At 71.3% G+C, this 26,581-nt stretch carries 30 protein-coding genes; 13 read left to right on the top strand and 17 right to left on the bottom strand.

Features of this window, described 5'->3' with window-relative positions:
* Positions 1 to 47: 47 nt before the first annotated feature.
* Entirely contained in the window at positions 48 to 566 is a 519-nt protein-coding gene (locus Scani_RS02035) for a hypothetical protein (protein WP_159469428.1), read from the bottom strand.
* 108 nt (positions 567 to 674) lie between these two features.
* On the bottom strand, positions 675 to 1,613 hold the full coding sequence (gene miaA / locus Scani_RS02040) for a tRNA (adenosine(37)-N6)-dimethylallyltransferase MiaA (protein ID WP_159469430.1): 939 nt from the start codon (positions 1,611 to 1,613) through the stop codon (positions 675 to 677).
* A 182-nt stretch (positions 1,614 to 1,795) separates the two neighbouring features.
* Between miaA and Scani_RS02045 the strand changes: the two genes are divergently transcribed.
* Complete coding sequence (locus Scani_RS02045) at positions 1,796 to 2,143, top strand: hypothetical protein (protein ID WP_159469432.1); 348 nt, start codon at positions 1,796 to 1,798, stop codon at positions 2,141 to 2,143.
* Between the two features lie 83 nt (positions 2,144 to 2,226).
* On the opposite strand, the gene Scani_RS02050 is transcribed toward Scani_RS02045, so the two are convergent.
* The 3 genes from Scani_RS02050 to Scani_RS02060 all read right to left on the bottom strand — a co-directional run bounded on the left by Scani_RS02050 (position 2,227) and on the right by Scani_RS02060 (position 5,177).
* Positions 2,227 to 2,937, bottom strand: coding sequence for a class III extradiol dioxygenase subunit B-like domain-containing protein (locus Scani_RS02050; protein WP_159469434.1), 711 nt, complete (start codon positions 2,935 to 2,937; stop codon positions 2,227 to 2,229).
* 70 nt (positions 2,938 to 3,007) lie between these two features.
* The gene (miaB, locus tag Scani_RS02055; RefSeq protein WP_159469435.1) at positions 3,008 to 4,522 is read right to left on the bottom strand and encodes a tRNA (N6-isopentenyl adenosine(37)-C2)-methylthiotransferase MiaB; all 1,515 of its coding nucleotides are present in this window, start codon (positions 4,520 to 4,522) and stop codon (positions 3,008 to 3,010) included.
* 94 nt (positions 4,523 to 4,616) lie between these two features.
* Positions 4,617 to 5,177, bottom strand: a complete 561-nt coding sequence (locus Scani_RS02060; protein WP_159469437.1) for a DoxX family protein — start codon at positions 5,175 to 5,177, stop codon at positions 4,617 to 4,619.
* Between the two features lie 323 nt (positions 5,178 to 5,500).
* Here Scani_RS02060 and Scani_RS02065 point away from each other — a divergent pair, with 323 nt between their 5' ends.
* A complete protein-coding gene (locus tag Scani_RS02065; protein WP_159469439.1) occupies positions 5,501 to 6,496 on the top strand; it encodes a TAXI family TRAP transporter solute-binding subunit in 996 nt (331 codons plus the stop codon).
* Between the two features lie 119 nt (positions 6,497 to 6,615).
* Here the strand turns inward: Scani_RS02065 and Scani_RS02070 are convergent, their stop codons facing one another.
* From Scani_RS02070 to Scani_RS02080, 3 genes are all read right to left on the bottom strand, one after another.
* The gene (locus Scani_RS02070) at positions 6,616 to 6,819 is read right to left on the bottom strand and encodes a cold-shock protein (RefSeq protein WP_006602702.1); all 204 of its coding nucleotides are present in this window, start codon (positions 6,817 to 6,819) and stop codon (positions 6,616 to 6,618) included.
* A gap of 237 nt (positions 6,820 to 7,056) precedes the next feature.
* Positions 7,057 to 8,472 (bottom strand): sensor histidine kinase, encoded by a 1,416-nt coding sequence (locus Scani_RS02075; protein ID WP_159469441.1) that lies wholly within the window; start codon positions 8,470 to 8,472, stop codon positions 7,057 to 7,059.
* A 16-nt stretch (positions 8,473 to 8,488) separates the two neighbouring features.
* Positions 8,489 to 9,229 (bottom strand): response regulator transcription factor, encoded by a 741-nt coding sequence (locus Scani_RS02080; RefSeq protein ID WP_159469443.1) that lies wholly within the window; start codon positions 9,227 to 9,229, stop codon positions 8,489 to 8,491.
* 274 nt (positions 9,230 to 9,503) lie between these two features.
* Between Scani_RS02080 and Scani_RS02085 the strand changes: the two genes are divergently transcribed.
* The 9 genes from Scani_RS02085 (at position 9,504) to Scani_RS02125 (ending at position 17,669) form a co-directional block, all read left to right on the top strand.
* Positions 9,504 to 10,289, top strand: a complete 786-nt coding sequence (locus Scani_RS02085; RefSeq protein ID WP_159469445.1) for an amino acid ABC transporter ATP-binding protein — start codon at positions 9,504 to 9,506, stop codon at positions 10,287 to 10,289.
* 56 nt (positions 10,290 to 10,345) lie between these two features.
* A complete protein-coding gene (locus Scani_RS02090) occupies positions 10,346 to 11,254 on the top strand; it encodes a glutamate ABC transporter substrate-binding protein (protein ID WP_159469447.1) in 909 nt (302 codons plus the stop codon).
* Positions 11,255 to 11,381: 127 nt separating this feature from the next.
* Positions 11,382 to 12,029 (top strand): amino acid ABC transporter permease, encoded by a 648-nt coding sequence (locus Scani_RS02095; protein ID WP_159469449.1) that lies wholly within the window; start codon positions 11,382 to 11,384, stop codon positions 12,027 to 12,029.
* 73 nt (positions 12,030 to 12,102) lie between these two features.
* Positions 12,103 to 13,038 carry an amino acid ABC transporter permease gene (locus Scani_RS02100; protein ID WP_159469452.1) on the top strand — a complete coding sequence of 312 codons (936 nt, stop codon included), beginning with the start codon at positions 12,103 to 12,105 and terminating at the stop codon, positions 13,036 to 13,038.
* Positions 13,039 to 13,497: 459 nt separating this feature from the next.
* On the top strand, positions 13,498 to 13,917 hold the full coding sequence (locus Scani_RS02105; RefSeq protein ID WP_159469454.1) for a hypothetical protein: 420 nt from the start codon (positions 13,498 to 13,500) through the stop codon (positions 13,915 to 13,917).
* Positions 13,918 to 14,372: 455 nt separating this feature from the next.
* Positions 14,373 to 16,316: an FAD-dependent monooxygenase gene (locus Scani_RS02110; protein ID WP_159469456.1), complete on the top strand. Its 1,944-nt coding sequence runs from the start codon at positions 14,373 to 14,375 to the stop codon at positions 16,314 to 16,316.
* A gap of 155 nt (positions 16,317 to 16,471) precedes the next feature.
* Positions 16,472 to 17,014: a cupin domain-containing protein gene (locus Scani_RS02115; protein ID WP_159469458.1), complete on the top strand. Its 543-nt coding sequence runs from the start codon at positions 16,472 to 16,474 to the stop codon at positions 17,012 to 17,014.
* Positions 17,011 to 17,388, top strand: coding sequence for a rhodanese-like domain-containing protein (locus Scani_RS02120; RefSeq protein ID WP_159469460.1), 378 nt, complete (start codon positions 17,011 to 17,013; stop codon positions 17,386 to 17,388). The genes Scani_RS02115 and Scani_RS02120 overlap by 4 nt, the downstream gene beginning before the upstream one ends.
* Positions 17,389 to 17,516: 128 nt before the next feature.
* Positions 17,517 to 17,669: a hypothetical protein gene (locus Scani_RS02125; protein WP_159469461.1), complete on the top strand. Its 153-nt coding sequence runs from the start codon at positions 17,517 to 17,519 to the stop codon at positions 17,667 to 17,669.
* A gap of 591 nt (positions 17,670 to 18,260) precedes the next feature.
* On the opposite strand, the gene recX is transcribed toward Scani_RS02125, so the two are convergent.
* The 7 genes from recX to Scani_RS39865 form a co-directional block, all read right to left on the bottom strand.
* A complete protein-coding gene (recX, locus tag Scani_RS02130) occupies positions 18,261 to 18,917 on the bottom strand; it encodes a recombination regulator RecX (RefSeq protein ID WP_159469463.1) in 657 nt (218 codons plus the stop codon).
* A 6-nt stretch (positions 18,918 to 18,923) separates the two neighbouring features.
* The gene (gene recA / locus Scani_RS02135; protein ID WP_159469465.1) at positions 18,924 to 20,045 is read right to left on the bottom strand and encodes a recombinase RecA; all 1,122 of its coding nucleotides are present in this window, start codon (positions 20,043 to 20,045) and stop codon (positions 18,924 to 18,926) included.
* A 255-nt stretch (positions 20,046 to 20,300) separates the two neighbouring features.
* On the bottom strand, positions 20,301 to 21,476 hold the full coding sequence (locus tag Scani_RS02140; RefSeq protein ID WP_159471602.1) for an AI-2E family transporter: 1,176 nt from the start codon (positions 21,474 to 21,476) through the stop codon (positions 20,301 to 20,303).
* A gap of 215 nt (positions 21,477 to 21,691) precedes the next feature.
* Positions 21,692 to 21,886 carry a DUF3046 domain-containing protein gene (locus Scani_RS02145; RefSeq protein WP_159469467.1) on the bottom strand — a complete coding sequence of 65 codons (195 nt, stop codon included), beginning with the start codon at positions 21,884 to 21,886 and terminating at the stop codon, positions 21,692 to 21,694.
* A 602-nt stretch (positions 21,887 to 22,488) separates the two neighbouring features.
* Positions 22,489 to 22,659: a hydrophobic protein gene (locus tag Scani_RS02150; protein WP_086716166.1), complete on the bottom strand. Its 171-nt coding sequence runs from the start codon at positions 22,657 to 22,659 to the stop codon at positions 22,489 to 22,491.
* A gap of 282 nt (positions 22,660 to 22,941) precedes the next feature.
* Complete coding sequence (locus Scani_RS02155) at positions 22,942 to 23,208, bottom strand: DUF4190 domain-containing protein (RefSeq protein ID WP_159469469.1); 267 nt, start codon at positions 23,206 to 23,208, stop codon at positions 22,942 to 22,944.
* A complete protein-coding gene (locus Scani_RS39865) occupies positions 23,205 to 23,369 on the bottom strand; it encodes a hypothetical protein (RefSeq protein WP_167538016.1) in 165 nt (54 codons plus the stop codon). The genes Scani_RS02155 and Scani_RS39865 overlap by 4 nt, the downstream gene beginning before the upstream one ends.
* Positions 23,370 to 23,564: 195 nt before the next feature.
* On the opposite strand from Scani_RS39865, the gene Scani_RS02160 reads away from it, so the two are divergent.
* The gene (locus tag Scani_RS02160; protein ID WP_159469471.1) at positions 23,565 to 24,431 is read left to right on the top strand and encodes an AraC family transcriptional regulator; all 867 of its coding nucleotides are present in this window, start codon (positions 23,565 to 23,567) and stop codon (positions 24,429 to 24,431) included.
* Between the two features lie 53 nt (positions 24,432 to 24,484).
* Here Scani_RS02160 and Scani_RS02165 read toward each other — a convergent pair whose 3' ends face one another.
* Both Scani_RS02165 and Scani_RS39870 read right to left on the bottom strand, forming a co-directional pair.
* A complete protein-coding gene (locus Scani_RS02165) occupies positions 24,485 to 25,645 on the bottom strand; it encodes a PP2C family protein-serine/threonine phosphatase (protein WP_159469473.1) in 1,161 nt (386 codons plus the stop codon).
* A gap of 209 nt (positions 25,646 to 25,854) precedes the next feature.
* Positions 25,855 to 26,019 (bottom strand): hypothetical protein, encoded by a 165-nt coding sequence (locus Scani_RS39870; protein WP_167538015.1) that lies wholly within the window; start codon positions 26,017 to 26,019, stop codon positions 25,855 to 25,857.
* A 238-nt stretch (positions 26,020 to 26,257) separates the two neighbouring features.
* Between Scani_RS39870 and Scani_RS40585 the strand changes: the two genes are divergently transcribed.
* Positions 26,258 to 26,578, top strand: coding sequence for an STAS domain-containing protein (locus Scani_RS40585; protein WP_281391887.1), 321 nt, complete (start codon positions 26,258 to 26,260; stop codon positions 26,576 to 26,578).
* The last annotated feature ends 3 nt before the right edge of the window (positions 26,579 to 26,581 follow it).

Here is a 26,581-nt window from a genome sequence, read left to right on the forward strand (position 1 = left end):
CGGACGGGGCTCGTCGGCCGCAGGCGCGGGAGAAAGGCCCCGGCGGTTCAGCGCAGCCGGGCCACGCGCCAGATGGCCAGCGATGCCGGGATCGCCACCACGACGGCGTAGAGCAGCACCACGCGCCAGCAGGCACGGCGGCCGGAGCCCGGCGCCGGGAGACCGGGCCAGGTGTAGCCGACGCGGCGGGCGGCCATCATGCCCCAGCCCGCGGCGCAGCAGCACAGCAGCAGACCGAGCATCGCGATCATGGCGCCGCCGTCGCCGCCGAGCTCGAAGGCGAGGGGGAAGGCGAACATCAGCGAGCCGAGGGCGGCGAGCGTGACGATCGGCGCCAGCTGCCACAGCCGCAGCCGGCGCGGCGGGCGCAGCTCCCGGAAGGACTCGCCGCCCTCGCCGGGACCGCCGGTGCCGGAGTCCGGGGCGTCGGAGTCGTCCAGGGCGTCCGGATCGGTGCCGCCGGTGCCGGGCAAGCCGTCTGCGGGGTCCGGACCGTCGTCCGTCAGGGGTGCCGTGTCAGCGCCGTTGTCCGGTTGCTGCGCTCGGTTGCGAGGGCCGGCCTCCATTGCCACGCGCCCTCCCCACTGCAGACTGCACGCCTCGATCGAAGGTCGATGATGACACGCCCTCAGGGGCCCGGATGACGGCCGGTGCGTCCCGATGCCATGACGTGATCAGGCTGTGACCGGTCGTTCGAGCAACGCCAGCGCCTGCCCGGGAAGTTCCGCCCGGTGCTCGGCGGCGCCGCTGAGCCAGTGGACCCGCGGGTCCCGGCGGAACCACGAGTCCTGACGGCGCGCGAAGCGCTTGGTGGCACGTACCGTCTCGTCGCGCGCCTCCTGCTCGGTGCACTCCCCCGCGAGCTGGGCCAGCACCTGCTGGTAGCCGAGCGCCCGGGAGGCGGTACGGCCCTCGCGCAGCCCCTCGCCCTCCAGCCGGCGCACCTCGTCGACCAGGCCCGACTCCCACATGCGGTCGACCCGTCGGGCGATCCGCTCGTCGAGCTCGGGGCGCGCGACGTCGACGCCGATCTGCAGGGTGTCGTAGACCGCTTCGTGGCCGGGGAGGTTGGCGGTGAAGGGGCGGCCGGTGATCTCGATGACCTCCAGGGCGCGCACGATGCGCCGGCCGTTGCTCGCCAGGATCGCGCGGCCCGCCTCGGGGTCGGCGGCGGCCAGCCGGGCATGGAGGGGGCCGCTGCCCACTTCGGCGAGTTCGGCCTCCAGGCGGGCGCGCACCTCCGGATCGGTGCCGGGGAAGTCGAGGGCGTCGATGGCGCCGCGTACGTAGAGGCCGGAGCCGCCGACGAGGACGGGGGTGCGGCCCTCGGCGAGCAGCCGGTCGATCTCGGCGCGGGCCAGCCGCTGGTACTCGGCGACGCTGGCGGCGCAGGTCACGTCCCAGATGTCCAGGAGGCGGTGCGGGACGCCCTGCCGTTCCTCGGGCGTGAGCTTGGCGGTGCCGATGTCCATGCCGCGGTAGAGCTGCATGGAGTCGGCGTTGATGACCTCGCCCCCCACGTGCTGTGCGAGTGCGACGCCCAGATCGGACTTTCCGGCCGCGGTGGGACCGACGACGGCGATGACCCGCGGAGCGGGAACGGCGGTGTTCACCCCGTCAGTCTCGCAAACATCACGCCCCCATCTCGAACGAGCGACGTGACGGGCTACGGATGGGGTCGTTGCCTGTTGCGAGGCCCCGAGAGGCCGGTGCGTCCCACCGGCGCCCGCGGGCGGCGCAATGGGCCGTTCCCGGCGGCAGGGGGTCTCGCCACATGAAGAGCGTAGGAGCAGTTATGGGCGTGTTTTCGCGGTTTCGCCGCCGTCGGTCCGAAGCGTCGACGGAGGAGGCCACCGCTGCGGCGGTGACGGCCGGGGCGGAGGAGCCTGCGCGGTCGGCCGGTTCCGCGGCCCCCGAGGGCGCCGAGGCCGCCGAGGAGGCCACGGGCTCCGGCGAGGCCGCGGGTGCCGCGGACGACGCCGCACCCGTGGTGGAGGCGACAGCGGAGGCGGCAGCTCCGGAAGCGTCCGGAGGGACGGCGGCCGACGAGGCCGCGCCGGCGGAGAAGGCCACCGAGAGCGCCGGGATCCCCCGGCAGCAGTCGGCGGAGGCCGCCGCGGACAGCGAGAGCGCCCGGCAGTAGCCCGCCGTGCGCGGAGTACCCGGTTCGACGGCCGCGGGGCGGAGCGCCTCGCGGCCGTCGCCGTTCCCGCCCCCGGCTCCTCGCTACGACCAGGCAGCCACGAAGTAGCCCACGCCGTACGGGGCCTCCTCGCGGAGCAGCCGCCCGCTCAGGCCGGCACCCTCGGCCGCGCCCGCCAGCACCTGCCAGCAGGCCCGTCCGGATGCCTGGAGGGCGGCGGCCGGCTCCTCGTCGAGTGCGGCCAGCGCCGCGAGGTCGGCGGTGCCCAGAGCATGGGCCACGGCGGCGTCGAAGGCCTCGGCCCGCTCGTCGAAGTAGCCGGGCGCCTTCACCGTCCGGCAGGCGCTGCCGTCGCCCATCACCAGCAGCGCTACCCGGGGCGCGGAGGCCGCGATCTCCCGGCCCGTCTCCGGCGCGCGCTCGCGCGGTAGCGACTCGGCCACTCCCAGCGCCTCCACGGGGGCGTCGGCCCAGTCCGTACGCGACAGCAGCCAGGCGCCGACCGACAGCGACGGCGGGAGTTCCCGATCCGCAGCGGTCTTCGCGGCGCCCAGCCGCACCTCCAGGTCCACCCCGAAACCGCGGAAGGAGCCGACGGCGCCCTGCGGGTGCTCGCCCCGGCAGCTCTCCCCGGCCGGGCCGAGGACGACCAGCCGGTCGGGGCGGGCCGCGGCGAGCACGCCGATCGCGTCCAGGCAGGCGGCGCGCAGCGCATCCAGTTCGGGGGCGGCGCCGGCGGCCACCTCCGGGACGAGGAGCGGCGGGCAGGGGCAGACAGCGGCGGCTACGAGCATGCCACGCAGCGTAACGCCCCTGGTGCGAGGCCGGTCGTGGTGCCCTGCCCGGTCCCCGCGGCGCGGCCGGTCAGTCGCAGCCGCAGCCGGCGGTGGGCGCCGGGCTCGGCGCCGGGGCACCGATGCCGGGCAGGCCCAGCAGCACGCCCTTGGCCTTCTCCGCCGGGGCGGCGTTGCGCTTCTCCCAGGCGTCACCGGCGCGGGTCCGGCGGACCGCCTTGGCCGGGCCCTCCGCCAGCAGGTGGTGCGGGGCGGCGTAGGTGACCTCGACGGTCACCGTGTCGCCGGGGCGGACCGGCTCCTGGGGGCGCGTGAAGTGCACCAGACGGTTGTCGGGGGCCCGCCCGGACAGGCGGTGGGTCGCCTCGTCCTTGCGGCCCTCGCCCTCGGCGACCAGGACCTCCAGGGTGCGGCCGACCTGCTTCTTGTTCTCCTCCCAGGAGATCTCCTCCTGGAGGGCGACCAGGCGCTCGTAGCGCTCCTGGACGACGGCCTTGGGGATCTGGCCCTCCATGTCGGCCGCGGGGGTGCCGGGGCGCTTGGAGTACTGGAAGGTGAAGGCCTGGGCGAAGCGGGACTCGCGGACCGTGTGCAGGGTCTGCGCGAAGTCCTCCTCGGTCTCGCCGGGGAAGCCGACGATGATGTCCGTGGAGATCGCGGCGTCCGGCATCGCGGCGCGCACCTTCTCGATGATGCCGAGGAAGCGCTCCTGGCGGTACGAGCGGCGCATCGCCTTGAGCACGGTGTCCGAACCGGACTGCAGCGGCATGTGGAGCTGGGGCATGACGTTGGGCGTCTCGGCCATGGCGGCGATGACGTCGTCGGTGAAGTCGCGGGGGTGCGGGGAGGTGAAGCGGACCCGCTCCAGGCCCTCGATCCGCCCGCAGGCGCGCAGCAGCTTGCTGAAGGCCTCGCGGTCGCCGATGTCGGAACCGTAGGCGTTGACGTTCTGGCCGAGCAGGGTGATCTCGCTGACTCCCTCGTCGACCAGCGCCTCGATCTCGGCGAGGATGTCGCCGGGCCGGCGGTCCTTCTCCTTGCCGCGCAGCGCCGGGACGATACAGAACGTACAGGTGTTGTTGCAGCCCACCGAGATCGAGACCCAGGCCGCGTACGCGCTCTCGCGCCGGGTGGGCAGGGTCGAGGGGAACGCCTCCAGCGACTCGGCGATCTCGACCTGCGCCTCTTCCCGGATGCGGGCGCGCTCCAGCAGCACCGGCAGCTTGCCGATGTTGTGGGTCCCGAAGACCACGTCGACCCAGGGGGCCTTCTTGACGATGGTGTCGCGGTCCTTCTGGGCCAGGCAGCCGCCCACGGCGATCTGCATACCGGGCCGCGCGGCCTTCTTCGGGGCGAGCTGACCGAGGTTGCCGTAGAGCCGGTTGTCGGCGTTCTCCCGCACCGCGCAGGTGTTGAAGACGACGACGTCGGCGCCCTCGCCGTCCTTGGGCGCGGGAACGTATCCGGCCTCTTCCAGCAGGCCCGACAACCGCTCGGAGTCGTGGACGTTCATCTGGCACCCGTAGGTGCGGATCTCGTAACTCTTGTTCACGCCCACTGCCTGGCTCCGGTCGCTGCTGGTCATGCAACAAGGGTAGGCGGTACGGGAAGTACCTCCCGACCCCGGAGTCTTCGGGCCGGCTCCGGCCCCGGGCATGCCGGGACGCGGGCGGCCCGCTCTACAGGGCCAGCACGATGGCGGCGCCGACACCGCCCGCCACCAGCGCGAAGGCCGCGCTGCCCAGGCCGCCGTGCCCCCAGCGGAAGGGGCGGTCGAGGGCGAAGCGGCCGGGGCCGGTGGCCGCGACGGCCAGCGCGACGACGGCGATGGTCAGGGGATATTCGATACCGCCGGTCATCGCCCAGAGTCCCTGGGACGCCGAGGTGGCCATGGCGTTGATCATCACCCCGATGAGGGCGGCGGCCGCGAGGGGCGTGAGCAGCCCCACGGCGAGGCCGAGGCCGCCGAGGAGTTCCGAGACCCCGGCGAGGCATGCGAAGAACTCGCCGGGGCGGTAGCCGAGGGCCGCGAAACCCTTGCCAGTGGCGGCAAGGCCGTGGCCACCGAAGATGCCGAAGAGCTTCTGGGCGCCGTGGCCGGCCAGGATCAGTCCGACGGCCAGGCGCAGGAGGAGCAGGCCGAGGTCGGCGACGAGCGGGGGTGAGCGGAGGGTGTCGGGCCGGGCCTGGGTATCCGTCCTGGGCTCGGTGTGCGGTTTCAGGGGTCTCAGCGGTTTCATGGGGGTTCGCTTCCCGCACCGGCGCGTCATGGGGCCGCGGTGCCGAGCACCGGCGCCGGTGCGCTCATGGTGGAGGGGATCGCGTACGGTGCGCGCCGGTCGGCGCGCGGTGGGAGACGTGCCAGGTCCCCGCTACGTCGAGAGGTCGGGAGGGCAGGACCCTCCACCCCCGATCGTGCTACGCGAAGCGCCGTCTGCAAAGGGCGGTCGCCCGCGCCGGGGCGAGCGACCGCGGGCGCATGCCCCCGCAGGAGAGGCAGCGCACTTCCGCGGAAGGCCCCTGCCCCTCCCTTTCCGGCCGCGGTACTGGCAGGATCCCGCCCATGGTCACCGCACTCTCCCGCACCGGCCGCCGGGCCTCCCAGGCGGCGCTCGCGGCACTGGTCGCCCTCGGGCTGGCGCTGTGGTGGCTGCTGGCGATGGGCGGTGAGCCCACGCCCAGCGGCCGGCTGACGCTGGCGACGGGCGTGCCGACCGGGGTGTACGCCCGCTACGGGGAGCTGCTCAAGCAGGACCTGGCCCACGACCTGCCGGATGTCGATCTGCGGCTGGCCCGCAGCGAGGGCTCCATCGACAATCTGCGGCAACTGGTCTCGGGGCACGCGGAGTTCGCCATCGCGACGGCCGACGCGGTCGCGGCGTACCAGGTCAGGGGCGAGGCGGGCGCGGACCGGCTGCGGGCCTGTGCGCGGCTGTACGACGACTACATGCAGCTGGTGGTGCCGAAGAAGTCCGCGGTGCGCTCGACGAAGGACCTGCGGCGGCTGCGGGTGGGCGTGGGGACCGACGGCTCCGGCGTGCAGCTGATCACCCGGCGGCTGCTGGAGGCGGCCGGGCTGGACTTCCACAAGGACATCGAGCCGGTGCGGGTCGGCATCGACCAGATGCCGAAGCTGCTGGAACAGCACAAGCTGGATGCCTTCTTCTGGTCCGGCGGACTGCCGACGACGGCCGTCCAGCGGCTGGCACAGCGCTTCCCGGTGCGGCTGGTCCAGCTCGGGGACCTGAGCGCCGCGCTGCACCGGCAGGGCGAGCGCACCCGCTACTACCGCGCGGCGGTGATGCCCGCCGACGCCTACCCCCTGGCCCAGGACGGGCAGGCGGTGAAGACGATCGCGGTGGCGAATCTGCTGGTCACGACGGACCGCGAGGATGCGGTGATGGCCCAGGGCATCACCCGTACGGTCATCGACAGCCGGGACTGGATCGGGCGCCAGGTGCATGCCGCGCAGAAGGTGGATCTGCGGACGGCGGTGTTCACCGACCCGCTGGAGCTCCACGAGGGTGCCCGGCGCTATTACCTGTCCCAGAAGCCCTGAGCCGGCCGCGCCGGACCCGCGGTCTCCCCGCGCGGCCGGCGAGCGGACGGGGCCCGCAAACGGACCGGGGCCCGCACCGGACTGGCCGGTGCGGGCCCCGATCACGGGACGCGAGAGCGTCAGGCGGCGACGATGTTCTCCGCCTGCGGGCCCTTCGGGCCCTGGGTCACGTCGAAGGTGACCTTCTGGCCCTCGAGGAGCTCACGGAAGCCCTGGGCGGCGATGTTCGAGTAGTGGGCGAAGACGTCGGGGCCGCCGCCGTCCTGCTCGATGAAGCCGAAGCCCTTTTCCGAGTTGAACCACTTGACGGTGCCGGAAGCCATGTTTTTCTCCTTCATGGGGCAAGCCGGAGACCACACTGCGCGGCCTCCTTGTCGCCGAGATGATTGCCCCATACCGGAACAGGTCCGGAAAACAAGGAACGCCCGGGGCTTCAGCCTCCGGGCGCGCACAAAGTTCATCATGGGTACCACAACTGCAACGCCGTTCACGGTAGCACAGGTGGCGGGGAGGATCGAGGACCGTGCCGGCGGCGCCCCCGTATCCCGTGCCCGCCGCCCTCACGGCCCGGTGCGCGGCACGGTGACGGTGACCTTCAGCCCGTGCGGGGGATGCGGGGCGTAGTCGATGGTGGCGCCGCCCGCGGCCAGCAGGGCGCGGGTGATCGACAGGCCGAGCCCGGAGCCGGAGACGTTCTGGTGGCGGCCGCTGCGCCAGAAGCGGTCACCGACCCGGGCGAGTTCGTCCTCGGCCAGGCCGGGGCCACGGTCGGCGACGGTGACATGGACGCGCTCGCCCTCCGGCGTGACGGCGACGGTGACCGGCCGGCCCTCCGGGGTGAACTTCAGGGCGTTGTCGACGACGGCGTCCAGCGCGCTGGACAGCGCGATCGGGTCGGCCCAGCCGGTGACGGCGGGCTGCCCCTCGTAGGTGAGGAGCACCCCCTTGTCGTCGGCCAGCGGGCGCCAGGAGTCGACGCGCTCGGCGGCCAGCGCCGCGACGTCGGTGAGCTGGAGGTCGGCGGCGGAGTGTTCGGCGAGCGCGAGGTCGAGCAGATCGTCCAGGACGCGGGCCAGCCGCTTGCCCTCCGTGCGCACCGAGGCGATCTCCGCGTTGCCGTCGGGGAGTTCGAGGGCCAGCAGCTCGATGCGCAGCAGCAGCGCGGACAGCGGGTTGCGCAGCTGGTGGGAGGCGTCGGCGACGAAGGCGCGCTGCTGCTCCAGGACGTCTTCGACGTTGTCGGCCATCTCGTTGAACGAGCGGGCCAGCCGGCGCAGTTCGGGCGGGCCCGCGGTGGCCGCCACCCGGGCGTTCATCCGGCCGGTGGCGATGTCGTGGCTGGCCGCGTCCAGGACCCGTACCGGCCGCAGCACCCAGCCGGTGAGGCGGATGGCCGCGGCGACGGCGACGAGCATGGCCGCGCACTCCCCGGCCGCGATCAGCAGCCAGCTGCGCAGGACGCGGGAGCGCATCTGTGCGGTGGGCGAATCGGTCATGACGACGGCGACCACGTCGCCGTCGCGGATCACCGGTGAGGCGACCGGAATGCGGCCGGTGTCGTCCCAGGGCCAGATCTGGTGCGGGTCGTGGCTGCGACGGCCGGCCAGCGCCTCCCTGAAGGCCTGGGCGCTCTCGCCGTCGCGGGGGGCCGGCGTACCGGACGGGGCGGCGGCCATCGGGGTGTGATCGCGGTAGAAGACACCGGCACGTATGCCGTAGAGGCCGTAGTAGCGCGCGAGCTCGGTACGGAGGGTGGCGCGCCGCTCGTCCTCCTCGGGGGTCTTGCCGTCGGCGTCCCCGGCGGGGCGGGCGGTGACGAACTGGGCGAGGGAGGCGAAGCGGGCGGCGTCGTCGATCCGGTCGATGACCACCCGCTGCTGCTCCACACCGGCCGTGATGACGCCCAGCGGGATGCCCAGCGCGAGGAGCACACCGGCCATGAGGACGATGAGGAGCGGCAGGAGTCGGGTGCGCACGTGGTCGCGGCGGCCTTCAGGAGGCCGGGGAGGCGGGCAGCCGCGGCCCCGCGCCGGCGGCCGGGACGACCAGGCGGTAGCCGACGCCGCGGACCGTCTCGATCAGGGCGGGCATCCGCAGTTTGGCGCGCAGCGAGGCGATGTGGACCTCCAGGGTCCGGCCGGTGCCCTCCCAGCTCGTGCGCCACACCTCGCTGATGATCTGCTCCCGGCGGAAGACCACTCCGGGGCGCTGGGCGAGCAGCGCGAGCAGGTCGAACTCCTTGCGGGTGAGCGGGACCGCCGAGCCGTCCACGGACACCTGGCGGGTGGGGAGTTCGACGGTGACCGCGCCCAGCCGCAGCGCCTCCTCGGGGGCACCCTCCTCGACGGGCGGCTCCACGCCGCCGGTCGCGTTGCGCCGGCTCACCGCATGGATGCGGGCCAGCAGCTCACCGGTGTCGTACGGCTTGACCACATAGTCGTCGGCGCCGAGGTTGAGGCCGTGGATGCGGGAGCGCACGTCGGAGCGCGCGGTGACCATGATGACGGGGATGGCGCAGATCTTGCGTATCCGGCCGCACACCTCGAAACCGTCCTGGTCGGGCAGCCCGAGGTCGAGCAGCACCACCGCGAACGGTTCCGCGTGGTCGGGCAGCAGGGCCTTGAGGGCCTCCTCGCCGTTGCGTGCGTGCACGACGGACAGGCCGTGCTTGGCGAGCACCGCGGACAGGGCCGCGGCGACATGATCGTCGTCCTCGACGAGCAGCAGTCTCATCGGACCTCCTCCCGGGGTGCGCTTCTACAGGCCACAGGGCATCTACGGTGATACGAGGCATGCGCGTCAAGAGCAGGTCACCTGACGGCCGCCATCCGTTACCCAGCCGGTACGCCGAGGGAAACGGACCCCGTCGCCCTCCGGACACCCCGCTTGACGCAGAGTGTCCGTTTGCGGCCGGATCGTTATCCTCAAGTTCCCCTCAGAACTGATGACGCTGGTCTCAGGGCGTTACTAGGGTCCTCCCAACCGAGGAGGACGGAGCTACACGCCGATGAGCGAAGTATCGGTGACCAAGAACGCCGAGGGTCCCGCGCCGGCAGCGGACCAGCTGGTCGTGCTGGACAACGTGAACAAGCACTTCGGCGCGCTGCACGTGCTCCAGGACATCGACCTGACGATCCACCGCGGCGAAGTCGTCGTCGTGATCGGGCCTTCGGGCTCCGGCAAGTCGACGCTCTGCCGCACGATCAACCGCCTGGAGACCATAGACACCGGCAGCATCACGATCGACGGCAAGCCGTTGCCGCAGGAGGGACGGGAGCTGGCCCGGCTGCGCGCCGACGTGGGCATGGTCTTCCAGTCGTTCAACCTGTTCGCGCACAAGACGGTGCTCGAGAACGTGATGCTGGGGCAGACCAAGGTCCGCAGGACGGACAAGGCCGCCGCCATGACGAAGGCCCGGGCGCTGCTCGACCGGGTCGGCGTCGGCACCCAGGCGGACAAGTACCCCGCACAGCTCTCCGGCGGTCAGCAGCAGCGTGTGGCGATCGCCCGCGCGCTGGCGATGGACCCGAAGGTGATGCTGTTCGACGAGCCGACGTCCGCGCTGGACCCGGAAATGATCAACGAGGTGCTGGACGTGATGCAGCAGCTCGCCCGGGACGGCATGACCATGATCGTGGTCACCCATGAGATGGGGTTCGCGCGCTCCGCGGCGAACCGGGTCGTCTTCATGGCGGACGGCCGCATCGTCGAAGAGGCTGAGCCGAACCAGTTCTTCAACAACCCGCGCAGCGACCGCGCCAAGGACTTCCTGTCGAAGATCCTCCATCACTGAGGCCGTAGTTGGGCCACCATCATTGCCAACACTTGTTGAACCAAAGGATGTTCACCATGAGGATGCGTAAGACGGCTGCGGCCGGTGCGGTGGTGCTCGCGCTGGCGGCCACGGCGACTGCGTGCGGCGGCGAGAAGGGCACGGCGGGCGACAAGCCGGCCGGCGGGGACGTCTACAGCGGCACCTACAAGGTCTCGGCCCCGAAGATCGACTCGGCGGTGCTGAAGAAGGCCCAGAAGGCCAAGAAGATCGTCGTCGGCGTCAAGGCGGACCAGCCGTTCCTGGGCTTCAAGGACCCCGCCACCGGCAAGTACTCCGGGTTCGACATCGAGATCGCCAAGATGGTCGCGGCCGACCTGGGCTTCTCCGCGAAGCAGATCAGCTTCCAGACGGTCGACTCCAACGTCCGTGAGACCACCATCTCCCACGGCCAGGTCGACTACTACGTCGGTACGTACACGATCAACGACGAGCGCAAGAAGCAGGTCGGCTTCGCGGGCCCGTACTACACCGCCGGTGCGGACCTCCTCGTGCGCAAGGACGACAAGGCCATCACCGGGCCGGACTCGCTCAAGGGCAAGAAGGTCTGCTCGATCGTCGGCTCGACTCCGCTCCAGGAGATCAAGAAGCCGAAGTACGGCGCCAAGACCAACGAGATGTCGAAGTACTCGGACTGCGTGAAGTCCCTGCTCGACGGACAGGTCGACGCGGTCACCACCGACGACGCGATCCTCAAGGGCTACGCCGCCCAGCGCCCGGAGAAGCTCCGGGTCGTCGGCAAGCCCTTCACCAAGGAGCCCTACGGCGTCGGCATGGACAAGGACGACAAGGCGCTGCGTGACGCGATCACCAGCGCCCTGGAGAAGCACATCAAGAACGGCGACTACCAGAAGGCGTACGAAGGCACGCTCGGCAAGTCGGGCTCGAAGTACGTCGCCCCGCAGACGCCGCTGCCCCGCTACTGAGGCGCCGGCAGCCTCTTGACTGCGCCGCCCCGCATGCCCGCCGTGGCCGGGTGTGCGGGGCGCGCTGGCTTCCCCCGCTCCCCGCCCCTCTTCCCGCCGTCGACCTGACCGCTACCGCGGAGACCCCATGAACGTACTCCTCGATCATCTGCCCGAGTTCCGTGACGGGTTCCTCGGAACCCTGGCGATCACTGGGGCCAGTGCGCTGCTGGCTCTGGTCCTCGGCGTACTCATAGCCAGCTTCCGGGTCTCTCCGATACCGCCGCTGCGGGCCTTCGGGACGGCCTGGGTGACGCTGCTGCGCAACACGCCGCTGACCCTGCTCTTCCTCGTCGCGGTGTTCGTCGTACCGCAGATCCTGGTACCCGGCGCGAGCCCGTTCGTGCTGGCCACGCTGGCACTCGGCTTCTACACCTCGGCGTTCGTGTGCGAGGCGGTGCGCTCCGGCATCAACACCGTGCCGCTGGGGCAGGCCGAGGCCGCCCGCTCGATCGGCATGACCTTCTCGCAGACGCTGCGCCTGATCGTGCTCCCGCAGGCCACCCGCACCGTCCTGTCGCCGCTGAGCAGCATCTTCATCGCCATGACGAAGAACTCCGCGATCGCGGGTGCGTTCAGCGTCGGCGAGCTGTTCGGCGTCGCCAAGCTGCTCAGCGACCAGGGGTACGCCATCGCCTGGATCTTCCTGTGGGTCGCCCTCGCCTACCTCGTCATCACCTTCTCCATCAGCGGTCTGTTCCGGCTGCTGGAGCGCCGGCTGGGAGTGGGCCGATGACCGGACACGACAGGCGGAACGGCATGACGAGGGTGCCACGCACGGGCGAGGCGGAACGAAGTGAGGTAAAGGGATGAGCGGGGCCAGCGTTCTCTACGACGTACCGGGGCCGAAGGCCAGGGTGCGCAACCGTCTCTACATGGTCGCCGGCTCCGTCGCGCTGCTGGCGTTGCTCGCCTTCGTCGTGCTGCGACTGGACGAGAAGGGCCAGTTCGACGCCGCGAAGTGGAACATCTTCAACTACGCGGGGGTGCGCACCAGCATCCGCGACGGTGTGCTCGCCACACTGGAGGTCTTCGCGATCGCGGCGGTGCTGTCGCTGGTCCTGGGCGTGGTGCTCGCGGTGGCGCGCCTGTCCGACCACAAGCCCGTCCGCTGGGTGGCGACCGGATTCATCGAGTTCTTCCGTGCCGTGCCTCTGCTGATCACCGTCTACGCACTGTGGGTGATCATTCTCAGCAACCGGGAGGACCTCGGCTTCTCCGGAAACCAGGCGCAGTTCTGGGCCCTGGTCCTCGGACTGACGGTCTACAACGGCTCGGTGCAGGCCGAGGTGCTGCGGGCCGGCGTCAACTCCGTGCCCAAGGGACAGAGCGAGGCCGCCTACGCGCTGGGCATGAGCAAGACGCAGGTCATGACGACCGTGCTGATCCCGCAGGCCGTCCGCGCGATGCTGCCGACGATCATCAGCCAGCTCGTGGTGACCCTCAAGGACACGTCCCTCGGCTACATCATTCTGTACGAGGAGCTGCTCTACAACGCCCGCTCGATCAGCACCAACATCATCGTCGACGGCGATGACACGTACGTCCCGGTGCTCATCGTCACCGGCAGCATCTACGTCGCGATGTGTCTGGCCCTGTCCGCCCTCGCCAACTGGATCGAGCAGCGCGGCCGTCGCACCAAGACCGGTATCGGTGTCGCCGCCGCCGGCGAGCCGGTGGCAGCCACCGACGCCCTGGAGGTCAACGACGCCGTGCCCACCGCACCGGCGCGCAAGGAGAGCTGACAGCGCGGCAGACCTCGCACACGATCCGACGGCGGCGCCCTTGGCGCCGCCGTTCGGCGTTGCGGGGGGGGCGGGCGGCGCCGGGCAGGCTGCTTGTCGGTGGGCATTCGCTGCTCGCCGTTTTCCGCTCGGCCGGTTCCCGCGGCGGGTCCCGACGGAAAGCGGCGGGTCCCGACGGAAAGAAGAGCACGAGTGCCGCATTGAGCGCCGATATCACGTAAAAACCGACTTCCCGCCCACAGCTCAATTGCCGGAAACAGGGAGACGCATTCCCCGTTCACCTTTTTGCACCATGCACAGGGGCGCGAAAAACAGCGGCGAGCAATCCGCACCGGAATTGCATGGACGCTACACCCGAAGGCCAACTAGGCTTCACGATCAAGAGGGTTGGCAATCGGCTTCCCGGGGAGCCCACGGGCGCGGAAGCCGATGCCCTCTCCATGCAAGGGGGACAGATAGATGAAGAAGACTCTGCGTACTCTGGCCGTCGGCTCGATTGCCCTGACGTGCGTACTGACGTCCGGAGCCGGCGCCCAGGCCGCTTCGGGCCACGGGAAGAAGTATCACGGGTGCACGAACTCCATCTCGGTCTGGCGCACCGGCGGCAAGGTCTACGCACAGGGCAAGATGACCTGTAGCAACTCCCATTCCGTCCTGCGCCCCGACGCGGCACTCTCCTCGTACAAGAACGGGAAGCTCCAGGACATCAACATCCACGGGGAGAAGGGCTGCCCGGTGGCCAAGACGTGCACCTCCAAGAAAATCTCACTGAAGGCCCACAAGGGCTGGAGCTACCACGCCACGAACCCCGGAACGGCCGACGCCGACAACGTCTGGCCCATCAACACCAATGCGAGCGCCTGGTACAAGTACCGCTAATACCCAGCGGGGCGGATCTCCTGCTCTGCTGCACACCTCAGCGGACGGAACGACGGGCACGACGGTGCGACTGATGTTCCGATAGCTGTGCGCGTGGCCGCCGTCCCGGCCGGGACGGCGGCCACGCGGCGTGTTCACCGGGCCCCCGGGCCGCAGGAGGGCGTCGGCCCTTTCGGCGGCCGAGACCCCCGCGACATGCACGGGACGCACGAGACACACGTCATGACGACGGTGCCGATGCGCCGGCCCCTGCGCCCCCGCGCGGGCCTGACGGTGCGACAGCCGTTCCGCGGCCGAGAGGAGACCGTCCGGAGGCAGTGGCATCGTTGCCGCCGCCTCCGTCACTTGACGCGAGCGGTCGCAGTGGGTTGCATACGCTGTGTGATCACGCACCGGGCTCCAACTGCCAGTTCCCGCCTGTCCCGTACGTACCAGCGGCCCTGGGGAGCTGCGCCGTGGACCCGGTGATCATCGTCGGGGCCGGCCCGGTCGGCCTCTCCCTCTCGCTCACCCTCGCCCGTCTCGGCGTGCCCAGCGTCGTCCTCGACGAGACCACCGGCCAGGAGGACACCCGGCCCGCCCGCACCGCCGTGCTCCGCCAGGACACCGCCGCCTTCGTGAGCCGGCTCGGCTGTGCCGACATCCTGGAGACCGCCGGCACGCACTGGACGGCCTGGCGCACGATGCGCCGCCGGCGCCTGCTGGAACGCATCGCCTTCGCCCCGCAGACCCCGGACGGCGCGGCCGCCCCCGCCGCCGTCTCCCCGGTCCACCTCCCGCAGCATGCGCTCACCCGCGCCCTGCGCGCCGCCCTCGCCGACGAGAAGCTCGCCGAGGTCGTCACCGGCAGCCGGCTCGCCGACCTCGAACAGGACGAGCACGGCGTCAGCGCCCAGACCCGCGGGCCCAACGGAACGTGGTGGCGCGGGAGTTACCTCATCGGCTGCGACGGCCCGCGCTCGACCGTCCGCAAGCTGCTGGACATCCGCTTCCCGGGCCGTACGGCCGTGGAACGGCATGCGGTGGCCGCGCTGCGCTGCGAGCTGCCCTGGCCCGGCGAGGCGCTGCTGCACCGCTCGCCGCCCCGGCACGGCGGCGGACCGGGCAACGAGGTTTCCGCCCGTCCGCTGGCCGATGGCCTGTGGCGGCTGGACTGGCTGCTGCCACCGGGACGCGAACTGGTCACCCCGGACGCCCTGGTCGCCCGGATCCGCGACTCGCTGGCCGGCTGGACCACCGAGTCCCCGGCGGACGCGGCCCGCACGGACGGCGGCGCAGCGCCCGCACGGGGACGCGGCCACGGGCGGTTGGTCCCGCCGTACGACCTCCTCGACACCGGCGTGCACACCGTTCACCACCGGCTGGCCCGGTGCTGGCGGCAGGGCCGCGCCTTCCTCGCCGGGGACGCCGCCCACCTGCTGGGCGCGCTCGGCACCCAGGGCCTGGACGAGGGGCTGCGGGACGCCGAGAACCTTGCCTGGAAGCTGGGCCTGGCCTGGCACCACGGGGCCTCCGAGGTACTGCTCGACAGCTACCAGGCCGAGCGCCGGGGCGCCGTCTCGGCCCGGCTGCGCGCCGCGGACCAGGCACTGCCACTACTGCGCGACGGCCGCTCGGCCCGCTGGCGGACCGTGCTCCCGGGGGCGGTGCGCGGCCGCAGCACCCTGCTGACCGATGGCCATCTGGGCCGCGGCCCGCTGGGGGCGCCGCCGGTGTACGCCCGTACCCCGCTCGCGCCGCCCACCGCCGAGGGCCCCGTCGTCGAGACGCCCCCCGGGGCGGCCGTCACCGACGTGCCGGTCACCGCCTCCGACGGCTCGGCGGTCCGGCTGCGCGACCGGCTCGGGAAGGGCCTCCTGGTGGTGCTGGTGGCGCCCGGCACCGGCGTCTGGGACCGGCGGCACTGGCAGTCGGCGGGACTGATGCCCCGGCTGACCGAGGCGGTCGACGCGCTGCCGATGGACGCCGAGATCCTGGTCACCGAGGCCTACCCCGGTGCGGCCGCCCACACCGTGCTGCTCGTACGGCCGGACGGCCATCTGGTCACCACACTGTCCGGGGTCCGCCCGGCCGAGATGGCTGCCTGCGCGAACGCGGTACGGGGCAGGGCGTACGGCGGGGAGGACGGGCAGGAGCCGGGGTCCGGCCGGGCCCCGCGCACGGAAGGGGCCGGGGATTCCGCGGGGTCCCGGGACGGCGGCGACGGTGGAGCCGGGGGACGCGAGGCCAGGGGACGCGGGGCAGATCCGGGCGGGCCCGGGGCGGGCGGAACCGAGGCGGACGGAACCGCAGATTCCAGGTCCGGGGATGTCGGATCCGGGGGCACCGGAGGCGGGGAGGGCGGCCCCTCCGCTGTTGACCCTGTGCGAACGTCCATGTTTCACTCCGAGGGTGACTGATCACAGCTCGCGATTCTGGCGGAGGGTCCATCTCGACCTGCTCCGCTATGCGGGCTCCATGTGTCGTCCGTCCTGTTGATCCGCATCTCCTTCCCCGCGCGGCCGCCTGCCCTTCCGGCAGCCGCGCCTCTTCGCGATCACCCAGGACGGTTTCCGTGCCCGACGTACGCACCCCTGCGCAGCCTCGTCCCACCGGCCACGACGGTGGGCCCAGCGCCTCCGCGCTGCTCGACTTCGTCCGCCGCACCGCCGCGGACGCGGAACTCATCGCCTCGCTCCCGCTCGACCCCGAGGGCCGTACCTGGATCCGGCTGAACGGGCCGGGCGGCAGCGAGGCATGGCTGATCAGCTGGCCGCCCGGCACCGGCACCGGCTGGCACGATCACGGCGGCTCGCACGGCGCCTTCGCGACGGCCGCGGGTGAGCTGACGGAACAGTCGCTCACCGCGCAACTCCCCACCGAGGGCTGGAAGACCCTGGAGCTCGCCGACGGCGTGGACCGGGAGCGCAAGCTCAGCGACGGCGGCGGCCGGGCGTTCGGCCCGCACCATGTGCATCAGGTGCTCAACCTCTCCGGAGAGACCCATGCGGTGTCGGTGCACGCCTACTATCCGCCGCTGCCGTTGATGCGCCGCTACAGCCGCACCGGACCGGTGCTGCGGCTCGAAGCGGTCGAGCAGCCGGAGGAGTGGACATGAGCGCGGTCGACGAGCTGCTGGATCGGGCCCGGCGCGAGCTGGGGCACCGGGTGGGTCCTCGGGAGGCCGCCGGCGTCCAGGCGGCCGGTGGACTGCTGGTGGACATCCGCTACGCGGAGCTGAGGGAGCGCGACGGCCTCATCCCCGGTGCGCTGATCGTGGAGCGCAACGAGCTGGAGTGGCGACTCGACCCGACGGGTGAGCACCGCGCTCCGGAAGCGACCCATCACGACCTGCCGGTCGTCGTCGTCTGCAACGAGGGCTACGCATCCAGCCTCGCGGCACTCTCGCTCCGCGCATTGGGCCTGCACCGGGCCACCGACCTGGAGGGCGGTTTCCAGGCTTGGCGCAGCGCGGGGTTGCCGGTGGGGTGAGGGGCGATGGGGGGAGAGGCGGGCAGGGGGATGAGAGGGCGCGAGATGGGGTGGGGCTGAGGTGGGCGTCGGCTTCGCTGCCCCCCGGCCCCGCCCCGCCCCTCCCCCACCCACCCCGCATTCCAGCCATGGCGCGGCTCGGCAGCGACGTCGACATCAACGTCAACGTCAACGTCAACGTCAACCGCAGCGTCGAGTGCCACGGCTCGCAGCCACGCGACCCGCTCCACGCCCGTGGTGCCCGGCTACGACACCCGGGATGCCCGACCCTGGCCGCGTGAGGTCCGAGGCCGGCGCCATGACGCGCGGCCGCTGACGCCGTGATGCCCGGCTCCACCCTTACGGCGCGCAAGTGATCCCCCGAGGGTCAGCTCCGCCTCGTCGCGCAGGCCTGCCCCGGGACGGTCGACCTCACCCTCACAGTGCACGCAACTGCTCGGCGACGGCCGGCCCCACCCTCACAGTGCACGCAACTGCTCGGCGACGGCCGGCCCCACCCTCACCGTGCGCGCAACTGCCCCGCGACGGCCGGCCCACACGCGTACCTGCCCCCGCGACGGTCGGTTCCGCATTCCTTCAAAGCATGTATGCCTGCCGCCCCGATGGCCGACTCCGCCCCATGGCACGCATGCCTTCTTCTCCCCCGGCGGTAGCCAGCCCCCGCAGCACGCAAGCCCCCCCGTGCTGCCCGGCTCCGTTTCCGCGGCGGGCTCGATCGGCCGGCACAGTGTCCGGCCCCAGCACCGCAGCCTCCGGGACCGGGCCGCCGACCGCTGCGTCCGGCCCCGCCGCCACAGCAAGCCCGCATCGGTCGCCGCCGCGCCGACTCGGCATCCGCGGTGCCCGCACGGCTGCCGTGCCTGCCGGCTTCCTCACATCCCCGGCTGATAGTGCTGATCCAGAAGTTCCGGATCCTCGCCTTCCTCCTCGAGGGCTCGTTTGACGACCCTGAGGGCGAGGCCCTCCGGGTAGCCCTTGCGGGCCAGCATTCCGGCCAGCCGGCGCAGGCGCTTTTCGCGGTCCAGGCCTCGGGTGGAGCGCAGTTTGCGGTCGACCAGTTCGCGGGCGGTGGACTCCTCCTGTTCGGAGTCGAGCCGGCCGACCGCCTCGTCGATGAGGGCGGAGTCCACACCCTTGGTGCGGAGTTCACGGGCCAGGGCGCGGCGGGCCAGGCCGCGGCCGTGGTGGCGGGACTCCACCCAGGCGTCGGCGAAGGCCGCGTCATCGATCAGTCCGACGTCCTCGAACCGGGAGAGCACCTCCTCCGCGACCTCCTCGGGGATGTCCCGTCGGCGCAGGGCGTCCCCGAGCTGTTTGCGCGTACGGGGGCTCCCGGTGAGCAGGCGCAGGCAGATGGCCCGTGCCTGCTCTTCGGGTGTACGCGGTGGTCCCGACTCGGCCCTCGACGTGTCGGGACCACCGCTGTTCTCCCGGCCATGACGGCCCCTGCGGCCATGACGGGTCTCGGCGTCGCCGGCAGCGCTGGTGGTGTCGTCCTCGCTGCCCGGCCATTCCGTTCGCCGCGTCATGGCGGGCTAGCTCTTGGCCGCGGCGGCCTTGGAACCCTTGGCACTCTTGGCCGCCGGTGCCGGAGCCGCGACAGCCGGTTCGCCCGCCGCCACCGCGGCGTCCGCACCGGGCTCCGCCGCCGGGTCCTGCGGCTTCACGCCGATACCGAGCTTTTCCTTGATCTTCTTCTCGATCTCGTTGGCGAGATCCGGGTTGTCCTTGAGGAAGTTGCGGGCGTTCTCCTTGCCCTGGCCGAGCTGGTCGCCCTCGTAGGTGTACCAAGCGCCGGACTTGCGGATGAAGCCGTGCTCCACACCCATGTCGATCAGGCCGCCCTCACGGCTGATGCCCTGGCCGTAGAGGATGTCGAACTCGGCCTGCTTGAAGGGCGGGGAGACCTTGTTCTTGACGACCTTGACGCGGGTGCGGTTGCCGACCGCGTCCGTGCCGTCCTTGAGGGTTTCGATGCGGCGGATGTCGAGGCGCACCGAGGCGTAGAACTTCAGTGCACGGCCACCGGTCGTGGTCTCCGGCGAGCCGAACATCACGCCGATCTTCTCGCGGAGCTGGTTGATGAAGATCGCGGTGGTCTTGGACTGGTTGAGCGCGCTGGTGATCTTGCGCAGCGCCTGGCTCATCAGTCGCGCCTGGAGGCCGACGTGGGAGTCGCCCATCTCGCCCTCGATCTCGGCCCGCGGCACCAGGGCGGCGACGGAGTCGATCACGATGAGGTCGAGCGCGCCGGAGCGGACCAGCATGTCCGTGATCTCCAGGGCCTGCTCGCCGTTGTCCGGCTGGGACAGGATCAGGGAGTCGGTGTCCACGCCGAGCTTCTTGGCGTACTCGGGGTCGAGGGCGTGCTCGGCGTCGATGAACGCGACGGAGCCGCCGGCCTTCTGGGCGTTCGCGACGGCGTGCAGGGTCAGGGTCGTCTTACCGGAGGACTCCGGGCCGTAGACCTCGACCACGCGGCCGCGGGGGATACCGCCGACGCCGAGCGCGACATCAAGCGCGGTGGAGCCGGTGGGGATGACCTCGATGGGTTCGTTCGGCCGCTCCCCCATGCGCATCACGGCGCCCTTGCCGAATTGCCGTTCAATCTGTGCGAGCGCGGCGTCCAGCGCCTTCTCGCGGTCGGTGCCTGCCATGGGTTCCACCCGATTTGCTTGAGTCGATCGCTTCACGTCCATGACGCTAACGCCTGCCACTGACAATGCGCCCGGACCCGGCCCCGGCCTGTGGATAACTCCCCGAAAAGCCCGAGGACACAGGTCGGATCTCCCATAAGAATGGATGTTCGATTTTGGTGTCAAGCGACACCGCTCGCGTCGCCGACGGGTTGCCGGGCGGCCCTGCGCCCTCGGCCGTGCGCCGCGGTCCGGGGCCGCTGACCCCGCGCAGGGTCAGCGGACGCTCTCCCCGTCCTCCTCGACGCCGCCGGTCGCCTTCCGGTCCTCCAGCGGGGCCGACGGCTGTGCGTCGTGCAAGGTCCGCCGGACGCGGGCCAGCATCCGGGCGCCGCGCGGCCGCCTGCCATGGACCCGCAGGTCGTCGGTGACCTCGTACCGCTTGACGTAGGCACCGAGGAACGCCTGCAGCGTCGCCGTGGCCGGGATCGCGATCAGTGCGCCCACCGCGCCCATCAGGGCCGTGCCGGCGACGACCGAGCCGAAGGCGACGGCGGGATGGATGTCCACCGTCTTGGCGGTGATCCGCGGCTGCAGGAGGTAGTTCTCGAACTGCTGGTAGATCACCACGAAACCGAAGACCCACAGGGCGTACCAGGGGTCGACGGTGAAGGCGATCAGGATGGGCAGTGCGCCCGCGAGGTAGGTGCCTATGGTCGGGATGAACTGGGAGACCAGGCCCACCCACATGCCCAGTGCCGGGGCGTAGGGCACTTCCAGGATCTGCAGCAGGACATAGTGCGCCATGCCGGAGATCAGCGCCATCAGGCCGCGCGAGTAGAGATAACCGCCGGTCTTGGCGACCGCGATCTCCCAGGCGCGCAGCACCTCCGCCTGGCGGTGCGGCGGAAGCACGGAGCACAGGGCGCGGCGCAGCCGGGGGCCGTCGGCCGCGAAGTAGAACGAGAACAGCGCCACCGTCAGAAGGTTGAACAGGCTGCCCAGCACCGTCGCGGAGACGGCCAGGACGTTGTTGGCGCTGTCCTGGACGTACTTCTGCAGCCAGTCGGACTTGAGCAGGTTGTTCTGCACCTCGACCCGCGAGAGGTGGGTGTGCAGGGTGCTGTTGATCCAGCTGATGACGGAGTCCAGATACTGCGGGAACTCCTCCACCATGTTGGCGATCTGGCCGGCGAGCATGGAGCCCAGGAGGGCGAAGAAGCCGGCCGCGGCGCCGAGGATGCTCACGAAGACCAGACCCGTGGCCAGCCCGCGCCGCATGCCCCTGGCCGCCATCCAGTCGACGGCCGGTTCGACGGCCAGTGCCAGGAAGAACGCGATCAGCACCTTCAGCAGCAGGGTGATCAGCTGGTGGAATCCCCAGGTGGCGAGCTGGAAACAGGCCACCAGGGCGAGCGCGAGCACCATGGCGCGCGGCAGCCAGCGCGGCATCCGCGCATCGGACCGGTCCTCGGGCCGAACCTCGGACCGGCCGGGCCGGTCCTCGGAGCGTGGCACATCGTTGCTGGTGATCTCATCTGACTCGGGCACGGAGCCAAGTGTCGCGCACGGCTGCGACATCCCAGGTCCTGGCCCGTGCGCCGACCGGTGACACCCGCCCGCCGGGGCCGCTTCCTCCCAGGTCAGAGCGCTGCTCCCGGCCCCACTCAGCGCTTTTCCGGTGGTACGTCCATCACCGAGCAGACCACCTGCCACACCTCTTTGGCGCTCCATCCCGCGTCCAGCGCCTCGTGCACGGTCCGGCCGCCCAGGCCTGCCATCACATGATCGCGCGCGAACGAGTCGGCATACGCCGCCCCGAAGTGATCAGCCATCCGCTGCCAGAAGATCGTCAACCGCATGAGTTCCGCTCCGTACCCACTCTGACCTGCATGTTCCCTGCCCACACGCCCAGCCCGCCCCGCAGGGCGATTCCAGCGAGTGCGCCTCCCTGTGGACTCAAGCATCCATGGCGGCGCGAACTGGTGCGCCCCCTCACGCATGACGCATGGGGAGAAACGCAGAGTGCAGAGTAAGGCCGGGCGCCGCGCCGGGGCCGACAGTCGGGGGGATCGCGGCGTCCGGAGCACGGAGATCTCCGGCACGACACGGCACGGCACGGCACGCAACGGGCGGTCGGGGAGCGAAGCGGCGGCGACGACGACAGCTGCAACGACATGAGAAATGATCGCCGAATCCTCGGAATCCCAAAACCCTGAAGTCCCGAAGTTCCGCAGTCCCGAAGTCCCGAAGTCCCGCTGGCGAGAAAAGATCCCTTCCGGACACGAATACGGAACCGGCCCCGGCCCCGGATAGCGACGCACGCCCGGATTTCGCGTACGGGCCTTCCCGACTCTCCCCCCAGATTCCCGCCCCCCACGCAGAAGAGCCCCTCACGCACGGGTGGGGACCGGATACCGAGTTCCGGTCCCCACCCGTGCGATGAGGATGACGCGCGCTAAATTCACCAGCGATACCACCGGCCCCGCTTGCCGCCGGCGCCTGCGGAGCGCAGGACGAATCCCAGCAGCCACACGGCGAGCACGATGACCGCCACGATCCACAGGGCCTTCAGGGCGAACCCGGCGCCGAAGAGAAGCAGTGCGAGAAGGAGTACGAGAAGAAGGGGAACCATAGTTATCAACCTCCGAGGCATCGTGTGCCCCGCGGAATTCCCGTCAACCTCTCGAATTTATGCGTTTCTTACTCGAATCCCGGGGCACCAGGACAGATTCGCCGGAGGCGCGATCCATGGGCCGGACAGGCCTCTGCACCGCCCTTCGCGCAGCATCCGCCGCGGGCCCGATTTCCCCTGGGAATACGGGTTGTGGAGTGCCGTGAGCGGTTCAGGGCCGCGGCCGGGCCGCCGTCCGAGGGATCACACCCCCTGCGTACGGGGCGGCGGCCCACCCACCCGCTAGAGGTGCCAGCTGAGCGTCCCGCTGTGGGAGGACAGCACCACGAGCAGCACGATGTCGAGGGCGCCGAACGCCAGGCCCAGACAGGCGCGGAGGCGTCGGACGGTTCCCCGGTAGAGGGACGCGGCGCCGAAGAACAGGGCGCACGGGCCGAGGACGATGTTGAAGACCAGGACACCCAGCAGCCCGCAGACGAACGCGGCGACGGCCATGCGGTCGGCCTGGGGGTGCGGTCCGGTCCTGACCGGTATCCGGGCGGAGGTCATCGGCCGCCTCCCTTCGCCGCCTTACGGCGTTCTTTGGTGAAGAAGACCACCAGCCAGGCCAGGATGGCGAGACCGGCGACGACGGTGACGGGTACGGGGACGTGGCCCGCGGTCCCCATCAGCACTCCGAAGAGGAACAGCGCTACGACCAGGAAGAGCATGATGCACCTTTCCCATAGGTGGGACGGCAAGGAGGCGGCGAGCCCTCGGGGGCTCCAACTGCGTCTTTGCGGTGCCGCTTTGGCCCGGGTACCCAGACCGGGCGCCCGGCGAACCCGATCGCACCGGGCACAGGATGTCGGGTCCGGCGGACCGGCTTCTTTCTAGCGTGCAGGTCGAAAGGGAAGGAGACCGAGGTGCTGGAGCGGCTGAACCAGGCCATGGACCACATCGAGTCGCATCTCGACCAGTCGGTCGACGTGCGGCGTCTGGCGCACATCGCGGTGACGTCGGAGTACCACTTCCGCCGGCTGTTCTCGGCGCTGGCGGGCATGCCGCTGTCGGAGTACGTCCGGCGCAGGCGGCTGACCGTGGCGGGCGCCGAGGTGCTCGCCGGTGAACGGACGCTGCTGGACGTCGCGATGCGCTACGGCTACGGCTCGGGAGAGGCCTTCGCCCGTGCGTTCCGCGTCATGCACGGGGTGGGTCCGGGCGAGGCCCGGCGGACCGGTGCGGTGCTGCGCTCCCAGCCACGGATGTCCTTCCGGCTCATCGTCGAAGGGAGCAGCAGTATGCGATACCGGATCGTGGAGAAGGAGGAGTTCCGGGTGGTGGGCCGGAAGGCCCGTGTCCCGCTCGTGCACGTGGGGGTCAACCCGGCGATAGCCGAGTTCGTCCGGGGCATCGGCCCCGAGACGCTGCAGCGCATGACGGAGCTGTCCGACCAGCAGCCGGAGGGGATCGTCGCGGTGAGCGACCAGCTCGACCCGAGCCGGGCGGAAGGGACCGAACTCGACTACTACCACGGCGTGGTGACCCGCGCCGAGGCGCCCGGGGACATGGACGTCCTCGGCGTCCCGGCGGGTACGTGGGCCGTCTTCGAGAGCTCCGGACCGTTCCCGCAGACGCTGCAGTACCTGTGGCGGGACGTGTTCACGCAGTGGTTCCCGTCGAATCCGTACCAGAGCAGGCAGGGGCCGGAGATCCTGCGGGTCCGTCTGTCGCAGGACGGTGCGCAGGCCGACGCGGAGCTGTGGATTCCCGTGGAGCGGTCCGCCGCCTGAGCGGGGCGTCGTACGGCGGCCCGGGCCGGAGCCCGGGCCGCCTCCGCGTGCGCCTACGGCTTGCCGAACCAGTCGACGCACAACACCAAGGAGTCGTCCAGGGACTCCGCGGCGCGGTACTCGGCCAGGTCACGGAGCACGGCGCGGGGCACGGTGGCGGCCGGCAGGAGCATGCTGGCGTGCAGGGCCCGGGCCAGGGCACGCTGGGCGTACCCCTCCCCCTGGGGCGAGACCGCCGCGTACACCCCGTCGCTGACAATGAGGAGCCGGTCCCCGGGCAGTACTTCGAACTCCTTCGCCACGTAGTGGGTCTCCTCGAACATGCCGAGCGGCATCTGCGGATCGAGGTCGATGAGCTCGACCGTCCGGCCCCGCATCCGCCACAGCTGCGGCGATCCCGCGTCCACCGCCTGTACCCGGCCGGTCGCGAGATCGAACCGCAGCAGCAGGCTGGAGACGTAGGAAGCGCCGCGGTACTGGGCGTAGAGCGCCTGGTCGGCCAGGGCCGCCTGGTCCTCCAGGCCGATGCCTGCCCGGCGGGCGTTGCGCAGCGCGTTGACCGCGAGGTGGGTGAGCAGGGAGGCGTTGACGCCGGTGCCCATGCCGTCGGTGACGGCGAGCGTCAGCTCGTGGGCGTCCGAGGCCCAGTCGTAGTTGTCGCCGTGGATGGCGTAGGCCGGCTCCAACTGGGCGCCGATGGCGTACTCGGCGGCGGAACAGGCCCGGGCCGGGAGCAGTTGCCACTGCATCTCGGCGGCGAGGGTGAGCCGGCTGATGCGCCGCGCCCGCTGGTAGACGTCGGTGTCGCGCTCCGCCACCAGGAGTTCGTGGCCGAGCAGATCCGCCGCGTGGACCAGGGCATCGACGGTACGGGGCACGGACCGCTCGACGGGCAGCCGCACGGTGAGGATGCCGGTGCGCTCGCCGCGGACCGATACCGGCAGGTGGTGTTCCACCACGTCGCCCTGCCGGACCTGCCGGCGGGGCTCCTGGCTCCCGAAGGCCCTGCCCTCGACGCTGTTCGCCACCGGGATCGCGGCGCCGGGCGTGCCCAGCGCGTCGAAGGGGGTGAGCGCCGTTGCCCCGTAGTCGGCGAGCAACAGCTGTACGGAGAGCGCTCCGTACGCCTCGGTGAGCACCTCACGGAGCGTGTCCACCAGAGCGTGCGGGGCCGACGCCCGCAGCGCTCGTTCTACATCACAGGGTTGAGTCACGGTCTCTCAGACATTCTTCGTCCACGGACGACGCAAAGGCGGGGCTGACTGGGGACCGCGCCGGATGACAGAGTGGCCGGGTGTTCCGTTCCACTGGCTCGCCGCCTCCTCGCGAGCGCGCGAGTGCGGCCGCCCGCACCGCCTCCGAGCTGCCGAGGTCGCTGTGGGGGCGCGGTCGGGAGGCGTCCCGCCGGGCGGGGGTCTCGCCGTCACAGGCGCGGGCCCTTGGCGTGACCGGCGGCCAGGAAGGCCTTGCGCGCGGGGAACCGGCGGCGGCCGTCGCACACCGTGCGGCGGGACTCGAAACGTTCCACGCTGCGGCGCCCTCCCCCTTCGCAGATGAGGGTGACGGCCCACTCGTCGTCGGCGGCCACGCTCGTGTGTCTGACAGCGCGTAGCGGGTCTCAGGCCGCTTCTCGTTCCCCGGCCGCGTCGGGCGCGGCCGTCTTGCCAGGTGTCGAGAACAGATTGTTGCCTTACGGCGAATGTTGTCAAACGGCAACTATCGCTTCTATCCTCGACAGTGCCGCATCACCAGGACCTGTCCCTCACGAAGCGTCAGCCCCTACAGCGAGGTTCATCGTGCTGTCCCAGTCCCACGGAGGCCGACCCATACGTATCGACACGCGACAGGATCACGGGGCCGTGATCCTCGCCGTCACGGGGCCGCTCGACGTGGACAACATCGCGCCGCTCGACGAGGCGCTGCAGCAGGTGGCGCGGGACGGCACCGGCCCGGTCGTCGTCGACCTGTCGGCCGTCGAGTTCGCGGATTCCACCACGGTCAACGTCCTGATCCAGGCGCACGACGCGCTGGGCCCCGCCCTGCGGCTCGCCGCCCCCTCCGCGGTTCTGCAGCGGCTCTTCGCGCTCACCGGACTCGACACGGTGCTGCCGCTCCACGCGTCGGTCCGCGCGGCTCTCGACGCCTGAGCG

Source organism: Streptomyces caniferus, from assembly GCF_009811555.1.
Lineage (GTDB): Bacteria > Actinomycetota > Actinomycetes > Streptomycetales > Streptomycetaceae > Streptomyces > Streptomyces caniferus.